This is a genomic window from Sphingomonas sp. CBMAI 2297, assembly GCF_029870595.1.
GTDB lineage: Bacteria > Pseudomonadota > Alphaproteobacteria > Sphingomonadales > Sphingomonadaceae > Sphingomonas.
Genome location: NZ_JAPDIR010000001.1, coordinates 452,050 through 477,278, shown reverse-complemented (window position 1 = coordinate 477,278; position 25,229 = coordinate 452,050). Strand labels below are relative to the sequence as shown.

The following is a 25,229-nucleotide window of genomic DNA, read 5'->3' as shown; positions in this document are numbered from 1 at the left end:
CAATGGCTGCGAAAGACGTCAAGTTTTCGCGTGACGCCCGTGAGCGCATTCTGCGCGGCGTCGACATCCTCGCCGATGCGGTGAAGGTGACCCTGGGCCCGAAGGGCCGCAACGTCGTGATCGAGAAGAGCTTCGGCGCGCCGCGCATCACCAAGGACGGCGTCACCGTCGCCAAGGAAATCGAACTCAAGGACAAGTTCGAGAACATGGGCGCCCAGATGATCCGCGAAGTCGCCTCGAAGGCGAACGACACTGCGGGCGACGGCACCACCACTGCCACCGTGCTCGCCCAGGCGATCGTGCGCGAGGGCATGAAGTCGGTCGCGGCCGGCATGAACCCGATGGACCTGAAGCGCGGCATCGATCTCGCCGTGACCAAGGTGGTCGAGGACGTGAAGTCGCGCTCGAAGCCGGTCGCCGGCACCAATGAAGTCGCCCAGGTCGGCATCATCTCGGCCAATGGCGACGTCGAAGTCGGCCAGAAGATCGCCGAGGCGATGGAGAAGGTCGGCAAGGAAGGCGTGATCACCGTCGAAGAGGCGAAGGGTCTCGAGTTCGAGCTCGACGTCGTCGAGGGCATGCAGTTCGACCGCGGCTATCTGAGCCCGTACTTCATCACCAACCCGGAGAAGATGTCGGTCGAGCTCGCCGATCCGTACATCCTGATCCACGAGAAGAAGCTGTCGAACCTCCAGTCGATGCTGCCGATCCTCGAGGCGGTCGTGCAGTCGGGCCGTCCGCTGCTGATCATCGCCGAGGACATCGAGGGCGAGGCGCTGGCCACGCTGGTGGTCAACAAGCTGCGCGGCGGCCTGAAGGTCGCGGCCGTCAAGGCGCCGGGCTTCGGCGATCGCCGCAAGGCGATGCTCGAGGACATCGCGATCCTCACCAAGGGCGAAGTCATCTCGGAAGACCTGGGCATCAAGCTCGAGTCGGTTACCCTGGGCATGCTCGGCACCGCCAAGCGCGTCACGATCGACAAGGACAACACCACCATCGTCGATGGCGCCGGTGAAGCCGATGCGATCAAGGGCCGCACCGACGCGATCCGCCAGCAGATCGAAGTCACCACCAGCGATTACGACCGCGAGAAGCTCCAGGAGCGTCTCGCCAAGCTCGCCGGCGGCGTGGCCGTGATCAAGGTCGGCGGCGCCACCGAGGTCGAGGTGAAGGAGCGCAAGGACCGCGTCGACGACGCGCTCCACGCGACTCGCGCGGCCGTGGAAGAGGGCATCGTTCCGGGCGGCGGCACCGCGCTGCTCTATGCCACCAAGGCGCTCGAGGGCCTGAAGGGCGCGAACGACGACCAGACCCGCGGCGTCGACATCATCCGCAAGGCGATCACCGCGCCGCTCAAGCAGATCGCGCAGAATGCCGGCCATGACGGCGCCGTCGTCGCGGGCAAGCTGATCGAGGGCACCGACACCTCGCTCGGCTTCAACGCCGCGACCGACGTGTACGAGAACCTGGTCACCGCCGGCGTGATCGACCCGACCAAGGTCGTCCGCACCGCGCTCCAGGACGCGGCTTCGGTCGCCGGCCTGCTCATCACCACCGAAGCGGCGGTGAGCGAGCTGCCGGAAGACAAGCCCGCCATGCCCCCCATGGGTGGCGGCATGGGCGGCATGGGCGGCATGGACTTCTAAGTCCTTCCGTCCCGCCGGAACCAGGAAGGCCGGGGAGCGATCCCCGGCCTTTCGTCCGTCGGGAGCCCGCGGCACGGGCGCGAAACATATCCGTATCGTTTCCGGAACATTTCCGATTTTCGCGAATTCGCGCGGTTACCTGCTTGACCCCATTTTGAGGATGGAAGAGGTAGCGATGGGTCAGCCAATGGGGGTGGTTAGGTGTATAATTGGATTGCCGGGCGCATCCGTTGCGTCGGGGGTCGACACGAGCGTTCCGAAAAGCATGTGCAACGCGTAGGCGAGGTCGAGAAGTTCGTCAGTAAGTGTCGGTATTGCGGCGTACACATGACGCGGCGCGCCAAGCGCGACTGGATCGTCACGCCCAAGGGCGCCCGCTGAAGCGAAGCGTGCTGGCGTCATAGGTCGACAAAGCACTTCCTTTCCCCTCGAAACCGCGACAGATTGGCCGCCTCACCACAGCGCCGGCCTACAGGCGCGCTCTCGGGGAACTGGAACATGACCGAACTTTCTCGCCGCGAGGCATTGGCCGCCGCCGCGTTCGCCGGCGCCGTCGCCGCCCTGCCCGCATGGGCACGCCAGGCCGCCGCGCCCGCCGCCGGGGCGCAATGGGACCTGAGCGAGCTCTATGCCGGCGACGCCGCCTGGGAGGATGCCCGCAAGCAGGCGCTCGCCGCGATTCCGGCCGTCGCCCGGTTCAAGGGCCGGCTCGGCGAAAGCGCCGACATGCTCGCCCAGGCACTGGTGCTCCAGTCGGATCTCGGCCGCACGATCGGCCGCATCTATACCTATGCCAGCCTGAAGGGCGACGAGGATGTCCGCATCTCGGCCAACCAGGAGAAGCTGGCGCAGGCGCGCGACCTCTACACGGCGTTCGGCGAGGCCTGTTCCTGGACCTCGCCCGAGCTGCTGACGCTGGGCAAGGCGAAGATCGACGCCTTCCTCGCCGCCAATGCGACGCTGCGCACCCGCTTCGACTTCGCGCTGGCGGACACGCTGCGCCAGGCCGAGCACACGCTCTCGCCCGAGGGCGAGGCGATCCTCGCCAGCGCCGGATCGCCGCTGGCCGCGCCGGGCGAGATCTCGGGCCAGCTGCGCTCGTCGGACATTCCCTGGCCGACGATCACCCTGTCGACCGGCAAGCAGGTGCGCCTCGATTCGCAGGGCTATTCGCTCAACCGCGACGCGCCCAACCGCGAGGACCGCAAGGCGGTGTTCAACGCCTTCTGGACCGCGCACGGCAAGTTCCAGAACTCGTTCGGCGCGACCTATGGCGCCAAGGTTCGCGGCGACATCTTCTACGCCAAGGCGCGGAAATACCCGACCTCGCTGGCCCGCGCGCTCTCCGGCAACAACGTGCCCGAGACGGTGTACCGCACGCTGGTGGCCGAGGCGAACAAGGGCCTGCCCCAGCTCCACCGCTATTTCGAGCTGCGCCGCAAGATGCTCAAGCTGCCGGACATCGGCTATTACGACATCTATCCGCCGCTCGTCTCGATGGACCGCAGCTACACGCTCGACCAGATGCGCGCGACCACGCTGGAAGCGGTGAAGCCGCTCGGCCCCGACTATCAGGCGCGCATCGCCAAGGCGACCGCGGCCAAGTGGATGGATCCGTGGCCCCGCGAGGGCAAGCGGCCGGGCGCGTACATGAACCCCGGCGCGTTCGACGTGCATCCCTATCTGCTGCTCAACCTGAGCGACAAATATGACGGGATGAGCACCTATGCGCACGAATGGGGCCATGCGCTCCATTCGCTGCTCGCCAATTCGGCCCAGCCCTATGACAAGGCCGATTATCCGATCTTCCTCGCCGAGATCGCCTCGACCCTGAACGAGCAGCTGCTGTTCGCGCACCTGATGAAGAACGCGAAGACCAGGGAAGAGAAGCTCTTCTACCTTGGCCAGCAGATGGAGAATTATCGCGGTACCTTCTTCCGCCAGACCATGTTCGCCGAGTTCGAGCTGAAGGCGCACGACATGGCGGAAGCGGGCGAGGGCCTGTCGGGCGAGAAGTTCACCAAGGTCTATGGCGAGCTGCTGCGCACCTATCACGGGCCGAACCTGATCCTGGCGCCCGAATATGCCAACGAATGGGCCTATATCCCCCATTTCTACAACAGCTTCTACGTCTACCAATATGCCACCTGCATCTCGGCGGCGACCTTCTTCGCCCAGTCGATCCTGAAGGGCGGCCCGAAGGAGCGCGACAATTATCTGTCGGTGCTGAAGGCGGGCGGATCGGACTATCCGACCGAGATCCTGAAGCGCGCCGGCCTCGATATGGCCAGCCCGGCCCCGTACCAGGCGCTGATCGCGGACTTCAAGAACGTGCTCGACCAGGCCGAGGCGCTGGTCGGCTAGCTTGTCGGCGGGACCAGCCCGCCCCCCCACCCGGCCACCCAACGGCAATATTCCATGGGTGGCCGGGTGGGGGGGAGCGGGCTGGTCCCGCCTAACGATGCTTCCGCGTCGGCGCATGGAAATCGGGCGGCTTGTCCGCGATCCAGGCGACGAAGCGGCGGATGTCCTCGCGCTCGCGCAGCGCTTCGAGCGTGGGATAGAGCCGCGCCAGCTCGGCATTGCTCGCGCTGGCATGGATCGTCCGGTGGCAGATCGGGTGGAGCGGCACGGTCTCCCGGCCGCCCTCGCTCCTGGGCAGCACATGATGCCATTCGGTCCGCCGGCCGAGCGGGCGGCCGCAAAGCGCGCAGGCCTCGGGCAGCGGCGCGGTCGCGACGGCTTCCATCGCCGCCGCGACCTGCTTGCGCCGGACGCGCCCGCTCATCCTTCGAGCTGGCGCATCAGCCAGTCGTTCACCACCAGGTCGAGCACCAGATGGATGCGCGCGGCGCGGCCCCGGTTCGCCACGCTGTGCGGGTCCGCGAGCCGCAGATACCAGGCCTCGCCCGGCGCCATGGCCACCCGGGTCCCGTTCAGCCGGAAATCGACATCCGCGTTGGTCTGTATCGGCACATGGATCCGGGCCAGGCCATCGGCGGCGTCGAGATCGAAATCCGCATGTTCCTTGATCACCGATCCGGCCGCGAGCCGCATCAGCCGCACCGCGAGGACCGGGCAGGCGAAGGCGTCGATCACCGCCGACAGCGCCGGCATCCGCGCCCGCCACGGCGTGTCGACGAACGCAGTGGCGCCCGGCGCCGAGTAGATCATCTGGATCGGATGCATGGCGCCGGCCTGCGCGCGCAGCGGCAGCACGCTCCAGTCGCCCTCATAGTTCTGCTGCACGAAATGCGCGGTCCAGTCGCCGCGCTCGAGCGCGGCGAGATCGGCGGCCAGCGGCCCGGGATCGAAGACAAGGGGCAGCCGCGCCCGATCGGGCCAGGCGGATTGTGCGGATGCGGTCGCCATATTAGCCTGCTCCTTCCTCCGCCTCGAGCCTATCCCGGTCCCCGATGATTGCAATGCCACCGACCCCGCTCGACCAGTTCCGCGCCGCCGTGCTGGCCGATCCGCCGGCGCAGGCGCATCTCGCCGAGCCCCAGGATCCCGCGATCTTCGAGGCGCGCGCGCTCGCCTGGGCCGCGGCGCGCGGCCTATCGCTCGCCGCGGCCGATCTGATCGAGGGCGGCCGCCCCGATCCCGTCGGGATGCACCGCTTTCTCCCGGCGCCGGTCACCCGGCACGACTGGCCGTGCCGGGACTGGCTGCCGATAAGTTTCCCGGCCGCGCCCGAGCCGGCGGTCCAATGGTTCAACTTCGCCGGCATCTCCCCGAACACGCCCTTTTTCGAGGATGCCGTGCGCGAGGCGGCGGGCCGGCCGTTCAACCGCCTGTTCCGCACCGCCACGCCGCTCGCCAGCTTCCTGGGCCGTACCGATCTCCGCGCGCCTTCGGGCTTCATCTTCCATATGTCCCGCTGCGGCTCCACCCTGGTCTCGCAGATGCTCGGCGCCGCCCCGGGGCACGTCTCGATCTCCGAAGCGCCGCCGCTCGACGCGATGATCCAGCATCGCTTCCCCGATCCCGAAATGCATGCCGACGCGTTGCGCGGGCTGGTCCATGCCTATGGCCGCGGCGCCGAGCATCTCTTCGTCAAGCTCGACAGCTGGCACACCCGGGCGCTGCCGCTGCTGCGCCGCGCCTTTCCCGAGACGCCGTGGATCTTCCTCTACCGCGATCCCGTGGAAGTGCTGGTTTCGCAACTGCGCCTGCGCGGCGTGCAGACCGTTCCCGGCGTGGTGCCGCTCGAATGGTTCGGCCTGACCGCCGAGGATGCGCATCTTCCCGAGCGCGCCTTCATCGCCCGGATCCTCGAACGGACCTGCGGCGCGGTGACCGAGCATGGTACGGACAAGGGGCTGCTGATCAACTACGCCCAGCTGCCCGAGGCGCTTTTCGACCAGATCCTCCCTCATTTCGGCATCGTCCCCGACGCGGCGGCGCGGGACTCCATGGCCATGGTGGCGGGTCGCCATTCCAAGGCCCCGGCGGCACGCTTCCAGGCCGATGGCGAGGCCAAGCAGCGCGAGGCCGATGCCGAGCTCCGCGCCATCGCCGCGCAATATCTCGCTCCGGTCTTCAACGCGCTCGAGGCCCGGCGCACCGCGGCCTAGCCGCCCTTCTGCCCTAGCCGCCCTTCTGCATCGCCTCGATGATCTTCTTCACTTCCTGGCTGCGCCCGCGCGGCAGGACGAGCACGTCATCGCCCGAGGCGACCACGATCAGATCCTCGACGCCGACCAGCGCCACCCGCTTGCCCGGCTCGGCGCGGACCAGGCAGTTGCTCGATTCGATCACCACCGCGTCGCCGCGCACGACGTTGCCGCCGTCATCGGCGTGGCTGATCGCATGGAGCGCGTCCCAGCTGCCGACGTCGCTCCAGCCCATCGTGACCGGCACCACCGCCACGCGCGGCGCCTTCTCCATCACGGCATAGTCGATCGAGTCCGACGGGCTGGCGGCGAAGCTGTCAGCATCGGGCCAGATCCGGGCGCCCTCGCGCCGGCCCTTCGCCATCGCCTGCTGCGCCGCGTGCAGCATGTCGGGCGCATAGCTGGCCAGCGCCCCCAGATAGGCATCGGCGCGGAACAGGAAGATGCCGCCGTTCCAGGTATGCCCGCCCTCCGCGAGCATCGCCTCGGCCCGGTCGCGCGCCGGCTTCTCGACGAAACGCTCGACGCGGTGCACCCCGTCGGCCAGCACTTCGCCCACCTTGATCCAGCCATAGCCAGTCTCGGCCGCGTCGGGCGTGATGCCGAAGGTGATCAGCCACCCCTCCTCCACCAGCGGGAGCGCGGCCTCGATCGCCAGGTGAAAGGCATCGACATCGGCGATCACATGGTCGGACGGCATCACCAGCAGCGGCTCGGCGCCGCCCCCCGCCGCGATCGCGGCGAGCGCGATGGCCGGCGCGGTGTTGCGCCCCATCGGCTCGAGCACCAGCGCGCGCGCGGCGCTGTCCGCGGCGGCGAGCTGTTCCTCCACCATGTCGGCATGATGCGCGTTGGCGACGACGATCGGCCGGCCGAACCGCTCCCCGGCGGCGCGGCGCGCCGTGAGCTGGAGCATCGTCTCCTCGGCGGTCAGCGACAGGAGCTGCTTGGGTTTCTCCGCCCGCGACATCGGCCAGAGGCGGGTGCCCGATCCTCCCGACAGGATGACAGGAACGATCGGCTTCGAATCCGGCATGTGCTTCGAACCTCCTGAAGATTTCGCAATGCGGCGATTTGCCCCCCGGGTCAAACACATGGGCCGCGGCATTGGTGCCGGAACGGCGGAGATTTTTCCGCGAGCCCCGAGGCGGCGCCATGTCGGATTTGTTTACACTTCCGCATTACAGCGGGTCTCCATGATCCGGCTGTTCAAGCATTACGTGCCCAACGCGGTGCTGCTGCTCGGCTTTCTCGACATCCTGCTGCTGGCGATGTCGGGCGAGCTCGGCTGGATGCTGCGCGCCCATCAGCTCGGCATCGGCCTGCCGCTGATGCAGGAGCGCTGGCCGCAGCTCGTCAGCTATGCGCTGTTCCTCGAGATCGCGATGGTCGCGGTCGGCGTCTACGGCGCCGATTCGCTCCAGTCGCTGCGCTATGCGATGGCCCGACTGATCGTGGCGATCTCGCTGGGCGTGATCGGCTTGAGCGTGCTCTATTTCCTGATCCCCGAGATCGGCTTCTGGCGCTCGAACCTGCTCTACGCGATGGGCTGCTCGATCGCGTCGCTGATCGCCCTGCGCATCCTGCTCGGCAAGGCGCTGGGCAGCCAGGCGTTCAAGCGCCGCATCGTCGTGCTCGGCGCCGGCGCGCGGGCACAGCGCCTCAAGGATCTCTCCAAGACCCCCGGCGCGGGCTTCGTCGTGGTCGGCTATGTCGCGATGAGCGAGGCCAATCGGGTGATCCCCGAGGCGATCGCCCGCGACGCGATCTACAATCTCGCCGACCATGTCGTGGTGCTCAACGCCAGCGAAGTCGTGCTCGCGCTGGAGGAGCGACGCAACGCGCTGCCGCTCAAGGACCTGCTGCGGATCAAGACCACCGGCGTGCACGTCAACGAGATCTCGACCTTCCTCGAGCGCGAGACCGGCCGCGTCGACCTGGACAGCGTCAATCCCAGCTGGCTGATCTTCTCCGACGGCTTCTCCTCGGGCCGCATGCTGTCGAGCATGTTCAAGCGGCTGTTCGACATCGGCGCCAGCCTGGTGCTGCTCACGCTGATGCTGCCGATCATCCTGCTCACCGCCATCCTGGTGAAGCTGGAGAGCCGGGGCCCCGCCTTTTACCGTCAGCGCCGCGTCGGCCTGTACGGCACCGGCTTCGACGTGATCAAATTGCGCTCGATGCGCCAGGACGCCGAGGCCGGGGGCAAGGCCGTGTGGGCGGAGAAGGACGATCCGCGCATCACCCGCGTCGGCCGCATCATCCGCAAGACGCGGATCGACGAGCTGCCGCAATGCTGGAGCGTGCTCAAGGGCGAGATGAGCTTTGTCGGCCCCCGCCCCGAGCGCCCCCAGTTCGTCGAGGACCTCGAGACCAAGCTGCCTTATTATGCCGAGCGCCACATGGTGAAGCCGGGCATCACCGGCTGGGCGCAGATCAACTATCCCTATGGCGCATCGATCGAGGATTCGCGCCAGAAGCTTGAATACGACCTCTACTACGCGAAGAATTATTCGCCGTTCCTCGACGTGCTGATCCTGCTCCAGACCATCCGCGTCGTGCTGTTCCCCGAAGGCGCGCGCTAGATGGGCGCGCTGCTGCTCTGGCTGCATGCGCTCGCGGCGCTGCTGTTCGGCGCACTCGCGCTCTGGGCCTGGCGCGCCGACCTGGCCGGGCTGCCGCGCCGTCCGCTTGCCTTCGCGCTGGCCGCCACCGCGCTCTGGGCGCTCGCCATCGCCGGCATCGGATCGACGGACGTCGCCAGCTGGTTCGCCGAGACGCTGCGCAATCTGGCCTGGCTGGGCTTCATGCTGGTGCTCCACCGCCGCGACGCGCAGACGCGCCCGCCGATCGCGCTGGGCACGGTCTATGGCGTCGTCGCACTGGTGCAGATCGGCGCGCTGGGGCTCACGCTCATCGCCTATGCCGATCCCGAGCCGATCGTGGCCGTGCAGACCGCCAACGCCGCCGTGCTGTTGCGCATGCTCGTCACCGTCGCGGCGCTGGTGCTGGTCCAGGCGCTCTGGTCGGCGCTGAGCCCGGCCGCGGGCGGGCCGCTGCGCACGCTGGCGCTGGCGCTCGCCGGCATCTGGTGCGCCGAGCTCGGGCTCTACACGACCGCCTATCTCGCCGCCGAGTGGCGGACCGAGCCGCTGGTGCTGCGCGGCCTCGCCTATCTCGCCATCGCGCTCGCGATCGGCGCCGCGCTCCAGCGCAAGGGCGAATGGAGGATAGAGGTGTCGCGCGCCGTCACCTACCAGTCGCTCTCGCTGGTCGCGGTGGGCGTCTATTTCGCGCTGCTGGCCCTCGCCACTTCCGCGATCGCCACCGTGGGCGGCCCCAATGCCCGCATCCTTCAGACCGCCTTCGTGCTGGGCTCGACCGCGGCGATCCTCACGCTGGTCGCCAATAGCTGGCTGCGTGCCTGGCTGAAGGTCAAGCTCGCCAAGCATCTCTTCCGCCATCGCTATGATTATCGCACCGAATGGATGCGCTTCACCGAGACGCTCGGCAATCCGCAGGGCGGCGCCGCGCTCGACGAGCGCATCGTCAAGGCGATCGCCGACCTGACCGAGAGCCCGGCGGGCGTGCTGCTCGTCCCCGATGCGGGCGGGCTCGGCGTCGGCGCGAGCTGGAACTGGGATCGCACGACGCTGCCGATCGCCAGCGACACGGCGCTGGGCGAGCACCTCCGGGCGACCGGGCGGATCATCGAGCTCGACGCCGTCCGCCGCAGCGAGGATCATCGCGACGCTTCCGTCGTGCCGCAATGGATGCTCGACCTGTCCGAGGCCTGGGTGATCGTGCCGCTGCCGCATCTGGCCGAGCTCGCGGGCGCGATCCTGCTCGCGCGCCCGCCGCTCGACCGCGCGCTCGACTGGGAGGATTTCGACCTGCTGAAGGTGGCCGGCCGCCAGGTCGCCTCCTATCTCGCCGAGGCCCGCGCGCAGGAGGCGCTCGCCGAGGCGCAGCGCTTCGACGAGTTCAACCGCCGCTTCGCCTTCATCCTGCACGACATCAAGAACCTGGTGAGCCAGCTGACCCTCACGGCGCGCAACGCCGAGCGCCACGCCGACAAGCCCGAGTTCCGCGCCGACATGGTGGCGACGCTGCAGAGCTCTGCCGAGCGGATGAACGGGTTGCTCGCCCGCCTCTCCCAGCATCATCGCGGCCGCTCCGAAGCGCCGCATGCGATCGAGATCGTCGCACTGGTCGAACGGGTCGCCGCCCAGCGCCGGGGCCAGCATCCGGTGGTCACTTCGGGCGTGCGCAGCGCGATCGCCCATGCGGATCCGGCGAGCCTCGAGCAGCTGCTCGGCCATCTCGTCCAGAACGCGATCGAGGCGAGCCCGGCGAACGAGCCGGTGACGCTCGCGGTCCTGGCCGATGGCGAGCGGGTGGCGATCGACGTGATCGATCTCGGGACCGGCATGTCGCCCGCCTTCATCCGCGACAAATTGTTCAAGCCCTTCGTCTCGTCGAAGGAAGGCGGGTTCGGCATCGGCGCCTTCGAGGCCCGCCAGCTCGCGCATGCCATGGAGGGCCGCATCGAAGTGACGTCGCGCGAAGGCAAGGGCACGCGCTTCCGCGTGATCCTGAGGGCCGCGCATCCCGCGGACCTGGGCATGGGGAGGGCCGCATGAGCGACGCTCCCGCTTTGTCCAGGTCGCTGCCGAAGCTGCTCATCGTCGAGGACGATGCCGGGCTCCAGCGCCAGCTGCGCTGGGCCTATGACGGCTATGAGATCTTCACTGCCTCCACCCGCGAGGAAGCGATCACCGTGCTGCGCGCCGAGGAGCCGCCGGTGGTCACGCTCGATCTCGGCCTGCCGCCCGATCCCGACGGCACCACCGAGGGCTTCGCGACGCTGGAGACGATCCTGTCGCTCCGCCCCGATACCAAGGTGATCGTCGCCTCCGGGCACGGCGCGCACGAATCGATGCTGCGCGCGATCTCGCTCGGCGCCTGGGACTTCTACCAGAAGCCCATCGACATCGACGCGCTGGGCCTGATCGTCGCCCGCGCCTTCCACGTCCATGCGCTGGAAGCGGAGAACCGGCGCCTGGCCGAGCGGGTCGAGGCCGGCGCGGTGCTGGGCGGCATGCTCACCGGCGCGCCCGAGATGCTCAAGGTCACCCGCACGATCGAGCGGGTCGCCAGCGCCGACGTCTCGGTGATGCTGCTCGGCGCCAGCGGTACCGGCAAGGAACTGCTCGCCCGCGGGCTGCACGACAAGAGCGGGCGCAAGGGCCGCTTCGTCGCGATCAACTGCGCGGCGATCCCCGACACGCTGCTCGAGAGCGAGCTGTTCGGCCACGAGAAGGGCGCCTTCACCGGCGCAGTGAAGACGACCGAGGGCAAGATCGAGCTGGCCCAGGGCGGCACCCTGTTCCTCGACGAGATCGGCGACGTGCCGCTGCCGCTCCAGGTCAAGCTGCTGCGCTTCCTCCAGGAGCGGGTGATCGAGCGCGTCGGCGGGCGCCAGGCGATCGCGGTGGACACCCGGATCGTCTGCGCGACGCACCAGGACATCGACGCGATGGTCGCCGACAATCGCTTCCGCGAGGATCTATACTACCGCCTCGCCGAGATCGTCGTGCGCATCCCCAGCCTGGCCGAGCGGCCGGGCGATGCCGGGCTGCTCGCGCGCCACTTCCTGCGGAAATACGCCGCGCAGATGAACACCGCCGCCCGCAGCTTCGCGCCCGACGCGCTCGCCGCGATCGACGCCTGGGGCTGGCCCGGCAATGTCCGCGAGCTGGAGAACCGCGTGAAGCGCGCGGCGATCATGGCCGAGGGCAAGCACGTCACCGCCGGGGATCTCGACCTCGACGCCCAGGCGGGCACCGAGCCGGTCAACCTGAAGGCCGCGCGCGAGCTCGCCGATCGCAAGGCGATCCGCCACGCGCTGGCCCGCGCCGAAGGCAATATCTCCGGCACCGCCCGGCTGCTCGGCATCAGCCGCCCCACCCTCTATGACCTGATGAAGGCCTATGACCTCCAGCCATAGGCGCGCCCGCGCCAGATCCTCGGGCTTCGGCGTGCGCGGCGTGCTGGTAATCGGCGGCGCGCTGGCAGTGCTGCTCGCCGTGCTGATCGGCTGGTTCACGCTGGCCCCCGGCCGGATGGGCAGGGCCGAAGCCGCCGAGGCGACCGCACGCGCCGAGGCGCTGCTCAAGGCCGACAACGCCACCGGCGCGCGCGACCTCGCGGCGGAGGCGGTGCGCGGCGATCCCGACAATGAGAACGCCCATATCGTCCTCGCCCGTGCGCTGCTCGCGCTGCAGGACGGCGTCGGCGCCGAGGGCGAGATCCAGCGCGCGGTCGATGCCGGCTATGACGCCGCCGCCGTGCCGCAATGGCGCGCCGAGGCATGGATACTCCAGGGCAAGACCGACAAGGCGCCCGCCGAAGCCGACAAGGCGCCGCAAAAGCTGCGCCCCTATGGGCTGCGCATCCGCGCGCGCGCGCTGACCGCGACGGGCGACTATGCCGGCGCCCAGAACGCCCTCGACCAGGCCCTGCACCTCGCCCCCGACGACGCCGGCGTGTGGACCGAGATTGCCCGCTTCCGCTTCGCCGCCGGCGACCTTCTCGGCGCCGCCGAGGCTTCGGACCGCGCTGTCAAGCTCGCGCCCGGCTCGGTCGATGCGCTGGTCGTGCGCGGCGAGGTCGTGCGCAGCCAATATGGGCTGGTCGCCGCCCTGCCCTGGTTCGAGCAGGCGCTGAAGCGCGACCCCGCCCGCCACGCCGCGCTGATCGAATATGCCGCGACCCTGGGCGATGCCGGCCGCGCCGTCGACGCGCTCGCCGCCACCCGCCGCGCGCTCGCCGCCCGGCCGGGCAGCCCGCAGGCGCTCTACCTCCAGGCGGTGATCGCCGCACGGGCCGGCAGTTTCGATCTCGCCCGCTCGATCCTCGACAAGACCGGCGGCGCGATCGACGAGCTTCCCGGCGCGATGCTGCTCGGCGGCACGCTCGACCTGGAGAAGGGCGATTACGAGCAGGCAATCGAGAAGCTGACCGACCTGGTCGGCATGCAGCCGATGAACATCACCGCGCGCAAGCTGCTCGCCGTCGCCCTGCTGCGCACCGATCGCGCCCGCAACGCGATCGACATGCTGAGCCCGGTGGTCGCCCGCGCCGATGCCGACAGCTATGCGCTGACCCTGGCAGCGCGCGGCTTCGAGCGGATCGGCGACCGCGACAGCGCCGCCCGCTTCCTCGACCGCGCCGCCTTCCCGGCAACGGGCGAGGCGACGGCGTTCAGCGCCGACGACAGCACCGCCACGCTCGCCGCCGATGCGGCGCGGCGGCCGAGCGACCCGGCGGCGACGCTGCCGCTGATCCGCGCGCTGATCGCCGGCGGCGACAGGGCCGGCGCCCTGGCCCGCGCCCAGGACATTGCCGCCCGCAACCCCGGCGCCGCCGGCGCGCAGGTGGTGCTGGGCGACATGCTGATGCTGCTCGGCCGCCCGGCCGATGCCGCCGCCGCCTATCGCCGCGCCGCCGATCTGCGCTTCGACGAGCCGACCCTGCTCCGCCTGGTCGACGCGCTCGATCGCGCCGGCCGGCGCGAGGATGCGGCGAACGCGCTCGCGCTGTTCCTGTCGCAGAATCCGGTGAGCATCCCGGCGCTGCGCCTTTCGGCGCACTGGCAGCTCGCCGCGGGAGACTATGACGCGGCGATCGATTCGCTGGAGGACATCCGTGCCCGCATCGGGGATGGCGACGCCGTGCTCAACGCCGAGCTGGCCGCCGCCTATGCCGGCGCGGGCGAGACCGGAACCGCGGTCGATTTCGGCGAAGCCGCCTATGGCCTCGCCCCGGCCAATCCCGCCGTGGTCGACGCCTATGGCTGGGCGCTGTTCCGCGGCGGCGACAAGGACGGCGCGCTCGAGCTGCTCCAGAAAGCGGTGATCCTCGCCCCCCGGCATCCGGGCCTGCGCTGGCACCTGGCCCAGGTCTATGCGGCGCTGGGCCGCAAGGCAGAGGCGAAGCAGCACGCCCAGGCCGCGCTGGCCGATCCGGGCTTCACCGACCGGGCGGCGGCACAGGCGATGGCGAACGGCTGACCGGCGGCGTCCGGCCGCGGAAGCTTACGCTACGGGGGATCGATCTTTCCGCGCGCACGAGCCCCTGTTGCGGGTGCGGTCGAGGGAGAAAGGGAAGGCCGGCACCCCGGCATTGCGCCGGGCTCCGCCAATGCCCGACAAGCCGCACGCATAGGCGCTGATAGCGAAGTTGGGGGTGAGCCGGCGACGGTGCCTCGCTATAGCGCCCCCATGAACGAAGAGATCCTCGCCCGCATCGCCGATGCGCTCGACCGGCTGGCCCCGCCGCCGCCGCCACCCGCCGATCTCGAGGCGCATCCCGCCTATGTGTGGCGCGGGCACGGCCTGGCCCCCGCGCGCGTGTTCGATCCGCTTCCGATCGATATCCTGCGCGGCGTGGATTCGCAGCGCGAGGCGCTGGTGGCGAACCTCACCCGGCTTTCCGACGGCCATGCGGCGCAGGACGTGCTGCTCTGGGGCGCGCGCGGCACCGGCAAGTCGGCGCTGGTGAAGAGCGCGGTCGCCGCGGTGCAGGCGCAGGGCGGGCGCCTCGCCTTGGTCGAGGCGGTGACCACCGAGCTCGCCACCCTGCCCGAGCTGTTCGGACTGCTCGGCGCGACCGACCGTCCCTTTGCCGTGTTCCTCGACGATCTCGGCTTCGACGGCGTGGGCGATGCCCGGGCGTTGCGCTCGCTGCTCCAGGGCGGGGCCGAGGCGCGGCCGAACAATGCGCGGCTGCTCGTCACTTCGAACCGCCGCCATCTGGTCGTCCGCGACATCGCCGAGCAATCGAGCGCGATCAATCCGCGCGACTCGGCGGACGACGGGCTGGCGCTGGCCGACCGGTTCGGGCTCAGCCTCGGCTTTCACGTCGTCGACCAGGACACTTATGTCGACATCGTCCGCGCCTATGCCGATGCGCACGGCCTTGGCTTCGATCCGGTCGATGCGATCGGCTGGGCGACGCGGCGCGGCAGCCGCTCGGGGCGCGTCGCATGGCAATATGTGGTTGATCTTGCGGGAAGATCGGGGCGCAACCTGTAATTGCACTGATCCAGATCAAAAAGACCGGCGAGGACGCTTGACTCTGGTCGGCGGCCAGTCCCTCCTCGCGCCATGGGGCGGATAGGCGAAACCGATCTTCTCGACCGGCTGGCGCCGAACGGGCGCGGCACATGGATCGTGCAGCTGGGCCTGGGGCTGCTCGCCACCGCGCTGGCCATCGGGCTGCGCACCGCGATCGACAGCGTCGCCCCCGCCGCCGGGCCGTTCGTGCTCGGCTTTCCCGCCATCCTGATGGCGACGCTGTTCGGGCGGTGGCAGGCGGGGCTGCTGACCGGCGTGCTCACGCTGCTCTACAGCTGGTATTTCGTGCTGCCGGTGCGGCACTCGATGGCGCTCAAGTCGCCGGACGAAACCGCCCGGCTGGTGCTCGCCGCAGTGAATTATCTGGCGGTGATCGTGATCGCCGAGCTGTTCCGCCGCGCCGTGCGCCGCGCCTCGGACGAGCGCGATCGCGAGATATCGGAGCGCGACCTGTTCCTCGAGGAATTCGATCACCGGGTGAAGAACAACTTCACGCTGGTCGCCGCGCTGCTCGACATGCAGCGCCGCCGCGCGCGGGACGCGGAGACCCAGGTGGCGCTGTCCTCGGCGCTGGCCCGGGTGGAGAGCATCGCGCGGGCCCACCGGCACCTCTATCGCGGCGCGGCATCCTCGCCGGGCGCCGTCGACATGGCGGTCTATCTCGACGAGCTGAGCGCGGCGCTGGCCGAGGCGCTGTTCCTGCGCGGGGCGATCACGCTCGAATGCGCGTGCGACCATGGCGCGATGCCGCGCGACCGGGCCGTCTCGATCGGGCTGATCGTCAACGAACTCGTCACCAATGCCGCCAAGCACGCCTTTGCGGGGCGCGACAGCGGGCGGATCGAAGTGCGATTCGCGGCCATCCCGTCGGGCTGGAAGCTGGTGGTGCGCGACGATGGCGTCGGCATGCCCGCCAACGCCCGGCCGCGCAGGGACGGCGGGCTCGGCCAGAAGCTGATCGACGGCTTCGTCCGGCAGGCGCGCGGCACGACAACGACGGAGACCGGGCCGGACGGCACGGTGGTCACGGTGGTGCTGGAGGCCTGAAGGGGCGGATCGGCTCGACCGGCCCGCGCGCCCCGCGCGTCAGTTGGCGATAAGCAGGTTGACGCCTTCGGTATCGTTCGCGCCACCGACACAGCTGCCGGTCCCCGCCACGGCCACCGGACGCTGGGTCGCATATGCCGTGAGCACGATCGCGACCTGGGACTGGCCCGCATTGGTCGACGGATCGATTTCCCAGCGACCGCAGCAATCGCATCCCGGCCGCGCGGTTCGCGCGCCCGTGGTGTAGAAGAAGAACCGGCTGCCGGTCTGCTGGACCGATGTCACGAGGCCGGCGGACTGGTCGGAGGCGGAGGCGCCGCTCAGCCCGAGGACGAGTGTTGTCGAAAGTGCGAGCAGCTTTGCGATGATTTTCATGAGCCCCATCCGCCTTGAGGATTCGTGCGGGGAATGCTTGGCGTCACGCCCTATCGCAATTTAAAATATTGCAACGGGCAAGAAACAAGCACCGTTTCCGATGCAACCCCCCGGACATTCCCGGATGCATTTTTCACACTTGATTATCGCCGGCCATGTCGGACATTGGCCCGCAAGAGGTAAATTCCATCACAGATCACGGATATGCCATGAGACGTGAACTTATTTCCGTGATTCCGTTCGTACTTTCTATGCCGGCCATTGCGCAGACCGCGCCGGAACAGACCAAATATGAATATGATGCGCTCGGTCGCCTGGTGAAGGTGACGACCGAAAGCAGCGCCAGGGGCGATACCAGGGCGAACTACAGCTATGACCCCGCCGGCAACCGCACGAACGTGAAGGTCGAGACAAGTGTGCGCCGCGCCTTCGTCGTGCCGCTCAACGGCTTCACGGTCATCCCGCTCAAATAATCCGGCCGCTCAAATAATCCGGCGGCAGGAATGGCGAAGTCCGGACGCGTTCCGGCTCAGCCCAGCGTCTCGACCATCTCCGCCAGCTCCAGCCAGCGCATCTCCGCCGCATCCTTCTCGTCGCGCAGCTTCGAGATGCCGTCGCTCAGCTTCGAGAATCTGCCCGGATCCCTGGCATAGAGGTCCGGATCGGCCAGCGCGGTCTCGTCCCGGGCGATCTGCGCCTCGATCTCCTCGATCCGCTTGGGCAACAGGTCGTAGTCGCGCTGGTCCTTGTAGCTGAGCTTGGTCGCCTTTTTCGGCGCTTCGGCCGCCGGCGCGGCCCTTGGCGCGGCCTTTCTCGCCTCCTGCCTGGGCCGGCGCTTGGCCTCCCAATCGGCATAGCCGCCGACCACGACGTCGACCATGCCCGATCCGTCGAGCCCGAGCGTCACCGTCACCGTGCGATCGAGAAAGTCGCGGTCGTGGCTGACGATCAGCACCGTGCCCTCATAATCGGCGATCACTTCCTGGAGCAGGTCCAGCGTCTCGAGGTCGAGGTCGTTGGTCGGCTCGTCGAGCACCAGCAGGTTGGAATGGCGGGCGAACTCGCGCGCCAGCAGCAGGCGCGAACGCTCGCCGCCCGAAAGCGTGGCGATCCTGGCCTCGGCGATCGAGGGGTCGAACAGGAACTCCTTGAGATAGCCATGGACATGCTTCTTCACGCCCAGCACCTCGATCCAGTCGCCGCCGTCCGCCAGCACGTCGCGCACCGACTTGGCGGGGTCCATCAGGCTGCGCTGCTGGTCGATGATCACGCCGTTCAGCGTGTTGGAGAGCTTGACCGTGCCTTCGTCGGGCTGGATCTCGCCGGTCAGGAGCTTGAGCAGGGTCGACTTGCCCGCGCCATTGGCGCCGACGATGCCGATCCGGTCGCCCTTGGTGACGCGGAAGGTCAGGTCCTTGATGATCGTGCGCTGATCGTCCCCGGCGCCGAAGCGCTTGGTGACGTGCTTGGCGTCGATCACCACCTTGGTGTTGCTGTCGTCGGCGGCGGTGACGAGCTTGGCGGCGCCCTGCGGCCCCATCATCGCGGCGCGGGTGGCGCGCATTTCCTTGAGCTTCTCGAGGCGGCCCTGGTTGCGCCGGCGCCGGCCGGTGACGCCGCGCTGGAGCCAATGCTCCTCGATCTTGAGCTTGGCGTCGAGCCGCTGGGCGTTGCGCTCCTCCTCGGCATAGACTTGGTCGGTCCAGGCCTCGAACCCGCCAAAGCCCACCTCGGCGCGGCGAATCGTGCCGCGGTCGAGCCACAGGGTCGAGCGGGTGAGGCGCGTGAGGAAGGTACGGTCATGGCTGATCACGATGAACGCGCCGGTGAAGCGGCTCAGCCAGTCCTCCAGCCACTCGATCGCGGCGAGGTCGAGATGGTTGGTCGGCTCGTCGAGCAGCAGCACATCGGGGTTCTGCGCCAATGCCCGCGCGATCGCCGCGCGGCGGCGCTCGCCGCCCGAGGCGGTCTTCGCCTCGCGGCCCAGGTCGATGCCGAGCTGGTCGGCGATGGCCTCCGCCTCGTGCCGGGGCGGCGCGTCGCTGCCCGAGAGCACATAGTCGAGCAGAGTCGCGCAGCCCTCCATCCGCGGCTCCTGCTCGAGCAGCACGGCCCGGGTGCCCGGCACGATGGTGCGGCGGCCCTCGTCGCCGTCGATGCTGCCGGCGATCAGCTTGAGCAGGGTCGTCTTGCCCGCGCCGTTGCGGCCGATCAGCGCCAGCCGGTCGCGCTCGCCGACATAGAGGTTCAGTCCGCGGAACAGCCAGCCATGGCCCTGGACGAGACCGAGATTTTCATAAGCGAGGACAGGTGCAGCCATGGTGCCTTTGATCGGTTGCGGCACCGGCCCACTCCCCACCCGGCCGCCCAACGTTAATATCCCATGGGTGGCCGGGTGGGGAGTGGGCCGGTGCCGTCGCAATGGGCTCCACCTAGGGGTGGCGAGCCCGCCCGGCAAGTTACCGCCGGCTGAAGCGCGCGTTCAGGGGCTATTCAATGCCCGGACCCTATGCCATCTGCCATGAAGATGTTGGTAACGCCCATCCTTTGCGCCTGCCTGGCGGCGTTCGCGCCCGCCGGGGCCGCGGCTGCGCGGCCGGACGGGCACCAGGATTCGGACGGCCGCTCGCCCCGCCGCCAGGCCGGGCCGCCGCTCTCGGTACGCGAGATCGAGCGGCGCGTGGTGCCGCGGCTGCCCGGGGCCCAATATCTCGGTTTCGACTATGATCCCGCAACGGAAGTTTACACGCTGAAGTTCCTGCGCAATGGATCGGTGATCTGGGTGGACGTCGATGGCCGGTCCGGCGCGATCGTCCGCAAAACGGGCGATTAGGGCCCGGCGAGGGGAATGACATGCGACTGCTGATCGTCGAGGATGAGCCGAACCTGGGGCAGCAGCTCCGCAATGCGCTGGAAGGCGCGGGCTATGCGGTGGATCTCGCCACCGATGGCGAGGAAGGCCTCTATCTCGGCTCCAACGAGCAATATGACGCGATCATCCTCGATCTCGGCCTGCCCGAGATCGACGGGCTGACGGTGCTCGACCGCTGGCGCAAGGAAGGCAAGACCACCCCGGTCCTGGTGCTCACCGCGCGCGACAGCTGGTCGGACAAGGTGGCGGGCCTCGATGCCGGCGCCGACGATTATGTCGCCAAGCCGTTCCAGACCGAGGAGCTGATCGCCCGGCTGCGCGCCCTGATCCGCCGCGCCTCGGGCAATGCCTCGGCCGAGCTGACCGCCGGCGACATCCGGCTCGACACCCGCTCGGGCAAGGTCACCCGCGGCGGCGAGCCGGTGAAGCTGACCGCCCAGGAATATAAGCTGCTCAGCTATCTCCTCCACCACAAGGGCAAGGTGGTGAGCCGCACCGAGCTGATCGAGCATATCTACGACCAGGATTTCGATCGCGATTCGAACACGATCGAAGTCTTCGTCACGCGCATCCGCAAGAAGCTGGGCGCCGATGTGATCACCACCATCCGCGGCCTGGGCTACAGCCTGGAAGAGCCGGCCGACGCCTGAGCGGATGGCACGGCTCGCCCAGACTCTAGGCGGGCTGCGCCGGCGCCTGTTCGGTCGGCCCCTCACCGAGCCGGAGCCCGTCGCGCCGGGCGAAGTGCCGCCGCGCCACTATGTGCGCACCACCGGGTCAGTCAGCCGGCGCATGCTGCTGGTCGCGACCGCCTGGATCATGCTGCTGCTCGTCGGCGGCGGCATTGCGCTCGACCGGGTGCTGGTGACCACCGTCACCAAGAATTTCGACGACCAGCTCGACTATCTGCTCAAGGCGATGATCTTCTCCGCCGAGCTCGACCAGAATGGCGACGTGATGCTCAATCGCGAGCTCGCCGACCAGCGCTTCCTCGAATATAATTCCGGCGCCTATTGGCAGATCAGCGGCAGGGGCCATGAAGCCTTTCCGTCGCGCTCGCTCTGGGACCAGAAGCTGAAGGTCGACCAGCAGCACAGCGACACCAACGTCCATGTCTATGACAGCCGCCAGCTTCCCGGCCAGCTGCTGCGCGTCGCCGAGCGCGACGCGGTGCTGCCGGGATCGAACGTGCGCTGGCGCTTCCAGGTGGCGCAGAGCCGCGAGACGCTGGACGGGCAGATCGCCCAGCTGCGCCGCACCCTGGTGCGCAGCTTCGTGCTGCTCGGGCTCGGCCTGATCATCATGGTGGCGCTGCAGACCTGGTACGGGCTGCTGCCGCTGCGCCGGGTGCGCCAGGAGATCGCCCGGCTGCGCGCCGGCGAATCGACCCGCGTCGAAGGCGCGATGCCCGCCGAAGTCGCGCCGATGGTCGAGGAGCTCAACGCGCTGGTCGAGCATAACGACCGCCAGGCCGAGGAAGCGCGGCGCCACGCCGGCAACCTCGCCCATGCGCTGAAGACGCCGCTGAGCGTGATCATGAACGCCGCGGCCGCCGGCCAGCCCGATCTCGCCCAGGCAGTGATCCGCGAGGCGCGCACGATGCGCCGGCAGATCGACCACCATCTCGCCCGCGCCCGCGCCGTCGGCCGCCGCGGCTCGGCGCACAGCCGCGCCCAGGTCTGGCCGTCGATCGAAGCGGTCGAGCGCGCCGTCGCCCGGCTCTATCCCAATGTCCGCATCGACATTGACGGGCAGAAGGACCTGGTCGCCCATATCGAGCGGCAGGACCTGGACGACCTGCTCGGCAACCTGGTCGAGAACGCCGCCAAATATGGCGGCGGCAGCGTGTTCATCACTGCCGGGGTCCAGGCCGGGTTCGTCGAGATCCTTGTCGAGGACGACGGCCGCGGCATCCCCGAGGCGGATCGTATCCGCATTTTCGATCGCGGCGTGCGGCTCGACAGCGGCAAGCCCGGCACCGGCCTGGGCCTCGCCATCGTGCGCGACGTCGCCGAGATCTATGACGGCACCGTCAGCCTCGAGGAAAGCGAGGATCTGGGCGGCCTGCTCGTGCGCCTGCGCCTGCCCGCCGCCAGCTGAAGCGATTGCAACAAACTGAAATTCGACTGCGACGAACTGGACGCAAAGCGTTCGCGAACTCGCGGATTGCCCTCTTTTGTCCGTCGGGTCACGTGGCGGCGCCGGTTTCTGGGGCCGGCGCCGCCCAATCGCGATCCCAAGCGATATAATCCTTTATTTACAATATATTAGCTTCCGTATGCCAGGCTCCGGGCGGGGATTGCAGACGCGAAGGATCAGCGATGACTTCCATTTCCTCGACACCGCAGCGGATGGATCCGCGCGCCCGGCTGGACGCACGGATCGCGGCGGCGGCTTCGGCCGGCGCGATCAGCGCCGACGACCGCGATGCGCTGCGTGGCGCGCTCGACGCGATCGATTCCAGCCTCGCCTCGGCGGGCCCCGCCTCCGATGGTGCCGGCGGCAACCCGGGCGACATGAAGCGCCGGATCGACGGGTTGATCGACGCGCAGGCGAAAAGCGGCGCGCTCAGCGACGGCCAGGCGGCCGAGCTGAGGCGCTTCTTCGCCCAGGGGCCCGATAGCGGTTCCGGCGGCCCGCCGCCATCGGCCGGCGATCGCGCCGGCGACGAGGCCGGCACGCCGATCAGCGAAGCCGCAGCGCGCCAGCTCGACGCGATGACGGCCTTCCTCCAGAAGCTGCGCGACGCCGCCGCGTCAGGCTCGGCCACTTATGGCGGCAACGCTCGGACGAACGGCAGTGGCGGCCCGGCGACCGGCCGGGTGATCGACCGGCAGGCGTGAGGTTAGCGCCCCACAACCAGAGCCACCACACCAGGCGGCGAATATCGGGGATCACAGCCCCCGCATCGCCTCGGCGGCGAGCGACAGGCTCTTCCTGCGGGCCTGGTGATCGAACATCGCGCTGGTGAGCATCAGCTCGTCGGCGCCGGTACGGGCAATGAAGGCGGCGAGTTGCGCGCGCACCTTGTCCGGCCCGCCGATCGCGCTGGCCGACAGCACCTGATCGAGCATCGCATTGCCATGCCCGCCCAGGCTCTCGCGATAGCCCTGCACCGGCGGCGGCAGCTGGATGCCCTTGCCGGTGGTCCGGATCGCGACAAAGGCCTGTTGCTGCGAGCTGGCGAGATATTCCGCCTCCGCATCGGTATCGGCGGCGAACACGTTGAAGCCCAGCATCAGATGCGGCTTCTCCAGCGCCGCCGAAGGGCGGAAGTTGCGGCGATACATGTCCATCGCCTCGTCGAGCAGGCCGGGCGCGAAATGCGAGGCAAAGGCATAGGGCAGCCCCAGCATCGCCGCGAGCTGGGCGCCGAACAGGCTGGAGCCGAGGATCCAGATATCCACCTTCGCCCCCGCCCCCGGCGTGGCGCGGATGCCGGTGCGGCCGTCATCGGCGAAATAGCTCTGCAGCTCCGCCACGTCGCGCGGGAATTCACTGCCGTCGCTGTCCAGCCCCCGGCGAATCGCGGCGGAGACGCGCTGGTCCGATCCCGGCGCGCGGCCAAGGCCGAGATCGACGCGGCCGGGGAAGAGCGCGTCCAGCGTGCCGAACTGCTCGGCCACCTGCAGCGGCGCATGATTGGGCAGCATGATCCCGCCCGCGCCGATGCGGATCGTCGAAGTCGCCTGGCCGACATGCGCGATCACCACCGCGGTCGCGGCGCTGGCGATCCCGTCCATCCCGTGATGCTCGGCCACCCAGTAGCGGGTATAGCCGAGCCCCTCGACATGGGCGGCGAGATCGGCGGCATTGGCAAGCGCCTGGGCGGCATTTCCGCCCTGGACGATGGGCACGAGGTCGAGCAGCGAATAGGCGGTCATGACCGGCCAGATGGGGAGGCCCCTCCGCGTCCGCCATAAAGTTTTCGTCGTCGGGGCCGAAGCAATCATCCGTCGCTCCGGCCCATATCCGTCATCCCGGCGAAAGCCAGGATGACGACAGGGGGCATTGCCTCCCCCCGCGCCACTGCCTAGACGCCCCGACATGGACCCCGCCCTGTCGCACATCCGCAACTGGATCTTCGATCTGGACAACACGCTCTACCCGGTGAGCGCCAACCTGTTCGCGATGATCGACGCGCGGATCGGGCAATATGTCCAGGATCTGCTCGGGCTCGACGCGGCCGAGGCGCACAAGGTGCAGAAGGGCTATTTCCACGCGCACGGCACCACGCTGGCCGGGCTGATGGCCGAGCATGGCACCGATCCGCACCATTATCTGGCGAATGTGCACGACGTCGACATGGGCGTGCTCGAAGTGAACGAGGTGCTGGTCGCGGCGCTCGCCCGCCTGCCCGGCCGCAAGCTCGTCTTCACCAATGGCGACGCACCCTATGCGACGCGGGTGCTCGACCGGCTCGGCCTCGGCGCCACCTTCGAGGCGATCCATGACGTCCATGCCACGGGATATCGCCCCAAGCCGGACCCGCTGGCCTATCGGGGCCTGTGCGACGCCTATGGCCTGGACCCGGCGCACAGCCTGTTCGTCGAGGACATGGCGCGCAACCTGAAGCCCGCCAAGGCGATCGGCATGACCACGGTATGGATCGACAACGGCTCCGAACAGGCGCCCGACATGGATCGCGGCTTCATCGACTATACCGTCAACGATCTCGGAGCGTGGCTCCACAGCATCCTGGAGACTTCCGCATGACCGACCTGCAGACGACCATCGACGCCGCCTGGGAAGACCGCGCCAATCTGGGCTTCGGCACCGAGGGCGCGGTGCGCGAGGCGGTGGCCGAGGCGCTGAACCTGCTCGACCGCGGCGGGGCGCGCGTCGCCGAGCCGATCGCGGGCGGCTGGCAGGTCAACCAATGGCTGAAAAAGGCGGTGCTGCTCAGCTTCCGCCTCAACGACAATCAGGTGATCCAGGGCCCGGGCGGCGCCAACTGGTTCGACAAGGTGCCGTCGAAGTTCGCGAACTGGGGCGAGGACGCGTTCCGCCAGGCCGGTTTCCGCGCCGTGCCCGGCTCGGTGGTCCGCCATGGCGCGTATATCGCCAGGGGCGCGGTGCTGATGCCCAGCTTCGTCAATATCGGCGCCCATGTCGGCGAGGGCACGATGGTCGATACCTGGGCGACCGTGGGCAGCTGCGCGCAGATCGGCCGGAACGTGCACCTGTCGGGCGGCGTCGGCATCGGCGGCGTGCTCGAGCCGCTCCAGGCCGACCCCGTGATCATCGGCGACGGCGCCTTTATCGGCGCGCGCGCCGAAGTGGCCGAGGGCGTGCGCGTCGGCGAGGGCGCGGTACTCTCGATGGGCGTCTATCTCGGCGCCTCGACCAAGATCATCGACCGCGCGACCGGCGAGGTCCATCGCGGCCATGTGCCGCCCTATTCGGTGGTCGTGCCGGGCACGGTCCCGGGCGAGGCGGGCAAGCCCGGCCTCTATTGCGCGGTGATCGTCAAGACGGTGGACGCGCAGACCCGCTCGAAGACCGGGATCAACGAGCTGCTGCGCGACTGATC

General features: G+C 69.0%; 22 protein-coding genes. 16 read left to right on the top strand and 6 right to left on the bottom strand.

Annotation, left to right across the window (positions count from 1 at the left end):
* Positions 1-2: 2 nt before the first annotated feature.
* Both groL and pepF read left to right on the top strand, forming a co-directional pair.
* Complete coding sequence (gene groL / locus OMP43_RS02405) at positions 3-1,646, top strand: chaperonin GroEL (protein WP_280277990.1); 1,644 nt, start codon at positions 3-5, stop codon at positions 1,644-1,646.
* A 498-nt stretch (positions 1,647-2,144) separates the two neighbouring features.
* Positions 2,145-4,010: an oligoendopeptidase F gene (gene pepF, locus OMP43_RS02400; protein WP_280277989.1), complete on the top strand. Its 1,866-nt coding sequence runs from the start codon at positions 2,145-2,147 to the stop codon at positions 4,008-4,010.
* 91 nt (positions 4,011-4,101) lie between these two features.
* On the opposite strand, the gene OMP43_RS02395 is transcribed toward pepF, so the two are convergent.
* On the bottom strand, positions 4,102-4,395 hold the full coding sequence (locus OMP43_RS02395) for an HNH endonuclease (RefSeq protein ID WP_280278100.1): 294 nt from the start codon (positions 4,393-4,395) through the stop codon (positions 4,102-4,104).
* 35 nt (positions 4,396-4,430) lie between these two features.
* Positions 4,431-5,018: an aspartyl/asparaginyl beta-hydroxylase domain-containing protein gene (locus OMP43_RS02390; RefSeq protein WP_280277988.1), complete on the bottom strand. Its 588-nt coding sequence runs from the start codon at positions 5,016-5,018 to the stop codon at positions 4,431-4,433.
* A 53-nt stretch (positions 5,019-5,071) separates the two neighbouring features.
* Here OMP43_RS02390 and OMP43_RS02385 point away from each other — a divergent pair, with 53 nt between their 5' ends.
* Positions 5,072-6,223, top strand: a complete 1,152-nt coding sequence (locus tag OMP43_RS02385) for a sulfotransferase (RefSeq protein ID WP_280277986.1) — start codon at positions 5,072-5,074, stop codon at positions 6,221-6,223.
* 13 nt (positions 6,224-6,236) lie between these two features.
* Here OMP43_RS02385 and OMP43_RS02380 read toward each other — a convergent pair whose 3' ends face one another.
* Positions 6,237-7,298 (bottom strand): mannose-1-phosphate guanylyltransferase/mannose-6-phosphate isomerase, encoded by a 1,062-nt coding sequence (locus OMP43_RS02380; protein ID WP_280277984.1) that lies wholly within the window; start codon positions 7,296-7,298, stop codon positions 6,237-6,239.
* Between the two features lie 160 nt (positions 7,299-7,458).
* On the opposite strand from OMP43_RS02380, the gene OMP43_RS02375 reads away from it, so the two are divergent.
* The 6 genes from OMP43_RS02375 to OMP43_RS02350 all read left to right on the top strand — a co-directional run bounded on the left by OMP43_RS02375 (position 7,459) and on the right by OMP43_RS02350 (position 16,449).
* Positions 7,459-8,847: a TIGR03013 family XrtA/PEP-CTERM system glycosyltransferase gene (locus OMP43_RS02375; protein WP_280277982.1), complete on the top strand. Its 1,389-nt coding sequence runs from the start codon at positions 7,459-7,461 to the stop codon at positions 8,845-8,847.
* Positions 8,848-10,905: an XrtA/PEP-CTERM system histidine kinase PrsK gene (gene prsK / locus OMP43_RS02370; protein WP_280277981.1), complete on the top strand. Its 2,058-nt coding sequence runs from the start codon at positions 8,848-8,850 to the stop codon at positions 10,903-10,905.
* 14 nt (positions 10,906-10,919) lie between these two features.
* Entirely contained in the window at positions 10,920-12,272 is a 1,353-nt protein-coding gene (gene prsR / locus OMP43_RS02365) for a PEP-CTERM-box response regulator transcription factor (RefSeq protein ID WP_280278099.1), read from the top strand.
* The gene (locus OMP43_RS02360; protein WP_280277979.1) at positions 12,256-14,337 is read left to right on the top strand and encodes a tetratricopeptide repeat protein; all 2,082 of its coding nucleotides are present in this window, start codon (positions 12,256-12,258) and stop codon (positions 14,335-14,337) included. Before prsR ends, OMP43_RS02360 begins: the two co-directional genes overlap by 17 nt.
* Positions 14,338-14,547: 210 nt before the next feature.
* Positions 14,548-15,360: a DUF815 domain-containing protein gene (locus OMP43_RS02355; RefSeq protein ID WP_280277978.1), complete on the top strand. Its 813-nt coding sequence runs from the start codon at positions 14,548-14,550 to the stop codon at positions 15,358-15,360.
* Positions 15,361-15,432: 72 nt separating this feature from the next.
* The gene (locus OMP43_RS02350; RefSeq protein WP_280277976.1) at positions 15,433-16,449 is read left to right on the top strand and encodes a sensor histidine kinase; all 1,017 of its coding nucleotides are present in this window, start codon (positions 15,433-15,435) and stop codon (positions 16,447-16,449) included.
* Positions 16,450-16,488: 39 nt separating this feature from the next.
* On the opposite strand, the gene OMP43_RS02345 is transcribed toward OMP43_RS02350, so the two are convergent.
* Positions 16,489-16,824 carry a hypothetical protein gene (locus tag OMP43_RS02345; RefSeq protein ID WP_280277975.1) on the bottom strand — a complete coding sequence of 112 codons (336 nt, stop codon included), beginning with the start codon at positions 16,822-16,824 and terminating at the stop codon, positions 16,489-16,491.
* Positions 16,825-17,075: 251 nt separating this feature from the next.
* Between OMP43_RS02345 and OMP43_RS02340 the strand changes: the two genes are divergently transcribed.
* Entirely contained in the window at positions 17,076-17,297 is a 222-nt protein-coding gene (locus OMP43_RS02340) for an RHS repeat protein (RefSeq protein WP_280277973.1), read from the top strand.
* Positions 17,298-17,353: 56 nt separating this feature from the next.
* On the opposite strand, the gene OMP43_RS02335 is transcribed toward OMP43_RS02340, so the two are convergent.
* Entirely contained in the window at positions 17,354-19,144 is a 1,791-nt protein-coding gene (locus OMP43_RS02335) for an ABC-F family ATP-binding cassette domain-containing protein (protein ID WP_280277972.1), read from the bottom strand.
* Positions 19,145-19,345: 201 nt separating this feature from the next.
* On the opposite strand from OMP43_RS02335, the gene OMP43_RS02330 reads away from it, so the two are divergent.
* From OMP43_RS02330 to OMP43_RS02315, 4 genes are all read left to right on the top strand, one after another.
* Complete coding sequence (locus tag OMP43_RS02330) at positions 19,346-19,657, top strand: hypothetical protein (RefSeq protein WP_280277971.1); 312 nt, start codon at positions 19,346-19,348, stop codon at positions 19,655-19,657.
* A gap of 20 nt (positions 19,658-19,677) precedes the next feature.
* The gene (locus OMP43_RS02325) at positions 19,678-20,346 is read left to right on the top strand and encodes a response regulator transcription factor (protein ID WP_086128141.1); all 669 of its coding nucleotides are present in this window, start codon (positions 19,678-19,680) and stop codon (positions 20,344-20,346) included.
* 142 nt (positions 20,347-20,488) lie between these two features.
* Positions 20,489-21,796 (top strand): HAMP domain-containing sensor histidine kinase, encoded by a 1,308-nt coding sequence (locus OMP43_RS02320; RefSeq protein ID WP_280278098.1) that lies wholly within the window; start codon positions 20,489-20,491, stop codon positions 21,794-21,796.
* 221 nt (positions 21,797-22,017) lie between these two features.
* Entirely contained in the window at positions 22,018-22,539 is a 522-nt protein-coding gene (locus OMP43_RS02315; RefSeq protein ID WP_280277969.1) for a hypothetical protein, read from the top strand.
* 51 nt (positions 22,540-22,590) lie between these two features.
* Here OMP43_RS02315 and OMP43_RS02310 read toward each other — a convergent pair whose 3' ends face one another.
* Entirely contained in the window at positions 22,591-23,580 is a 990-nt protein-coding gene (locus tag OMP43_RS02310; protein WP_280277967.1) for an LLM class flavin-dependent oxidoreductase, read from the bottom strand.
* Positions 23,581-23,743: 163 nt separating this feature from the next.
* Here OMP43_RS02310 and OMP43_RS02305 point away from each other — a divergent pair, with 163 nt between their 5' ends.
* Together OMP43_RS02305 and dapD are read left to right on the top strand one after the other, a co-directional pair.
* Complete coding sequence (locus OMP43_RS02305; protein ID WP_280277966.1) at positions 23,744-24,412, top strand: pyrimidine 5'-nucleotidase; 669 nt, start codon at positions 23,744-23,746, stop codon at positions 24,410-24,412.
* Complete coding sequence (gene dapD, locus OMP43_RS02300) at positions 24,409-25,227, top strand: 2,3,4,5-tetrahydropyridine-2,6-dicarboxylate N-succinyltransferase (protein ID WP_280277965.1); 819 nt, start codon at positions 24,409-24,411, stop codon at positions 25,225-25,227. Before OMP43_RS02305 ends, dapD begins: the two co-directional genes overlap by 4 nt.
* The last annotated feature ends 2 nt before the right edge of the window (positions 25,228-25,229 follow it).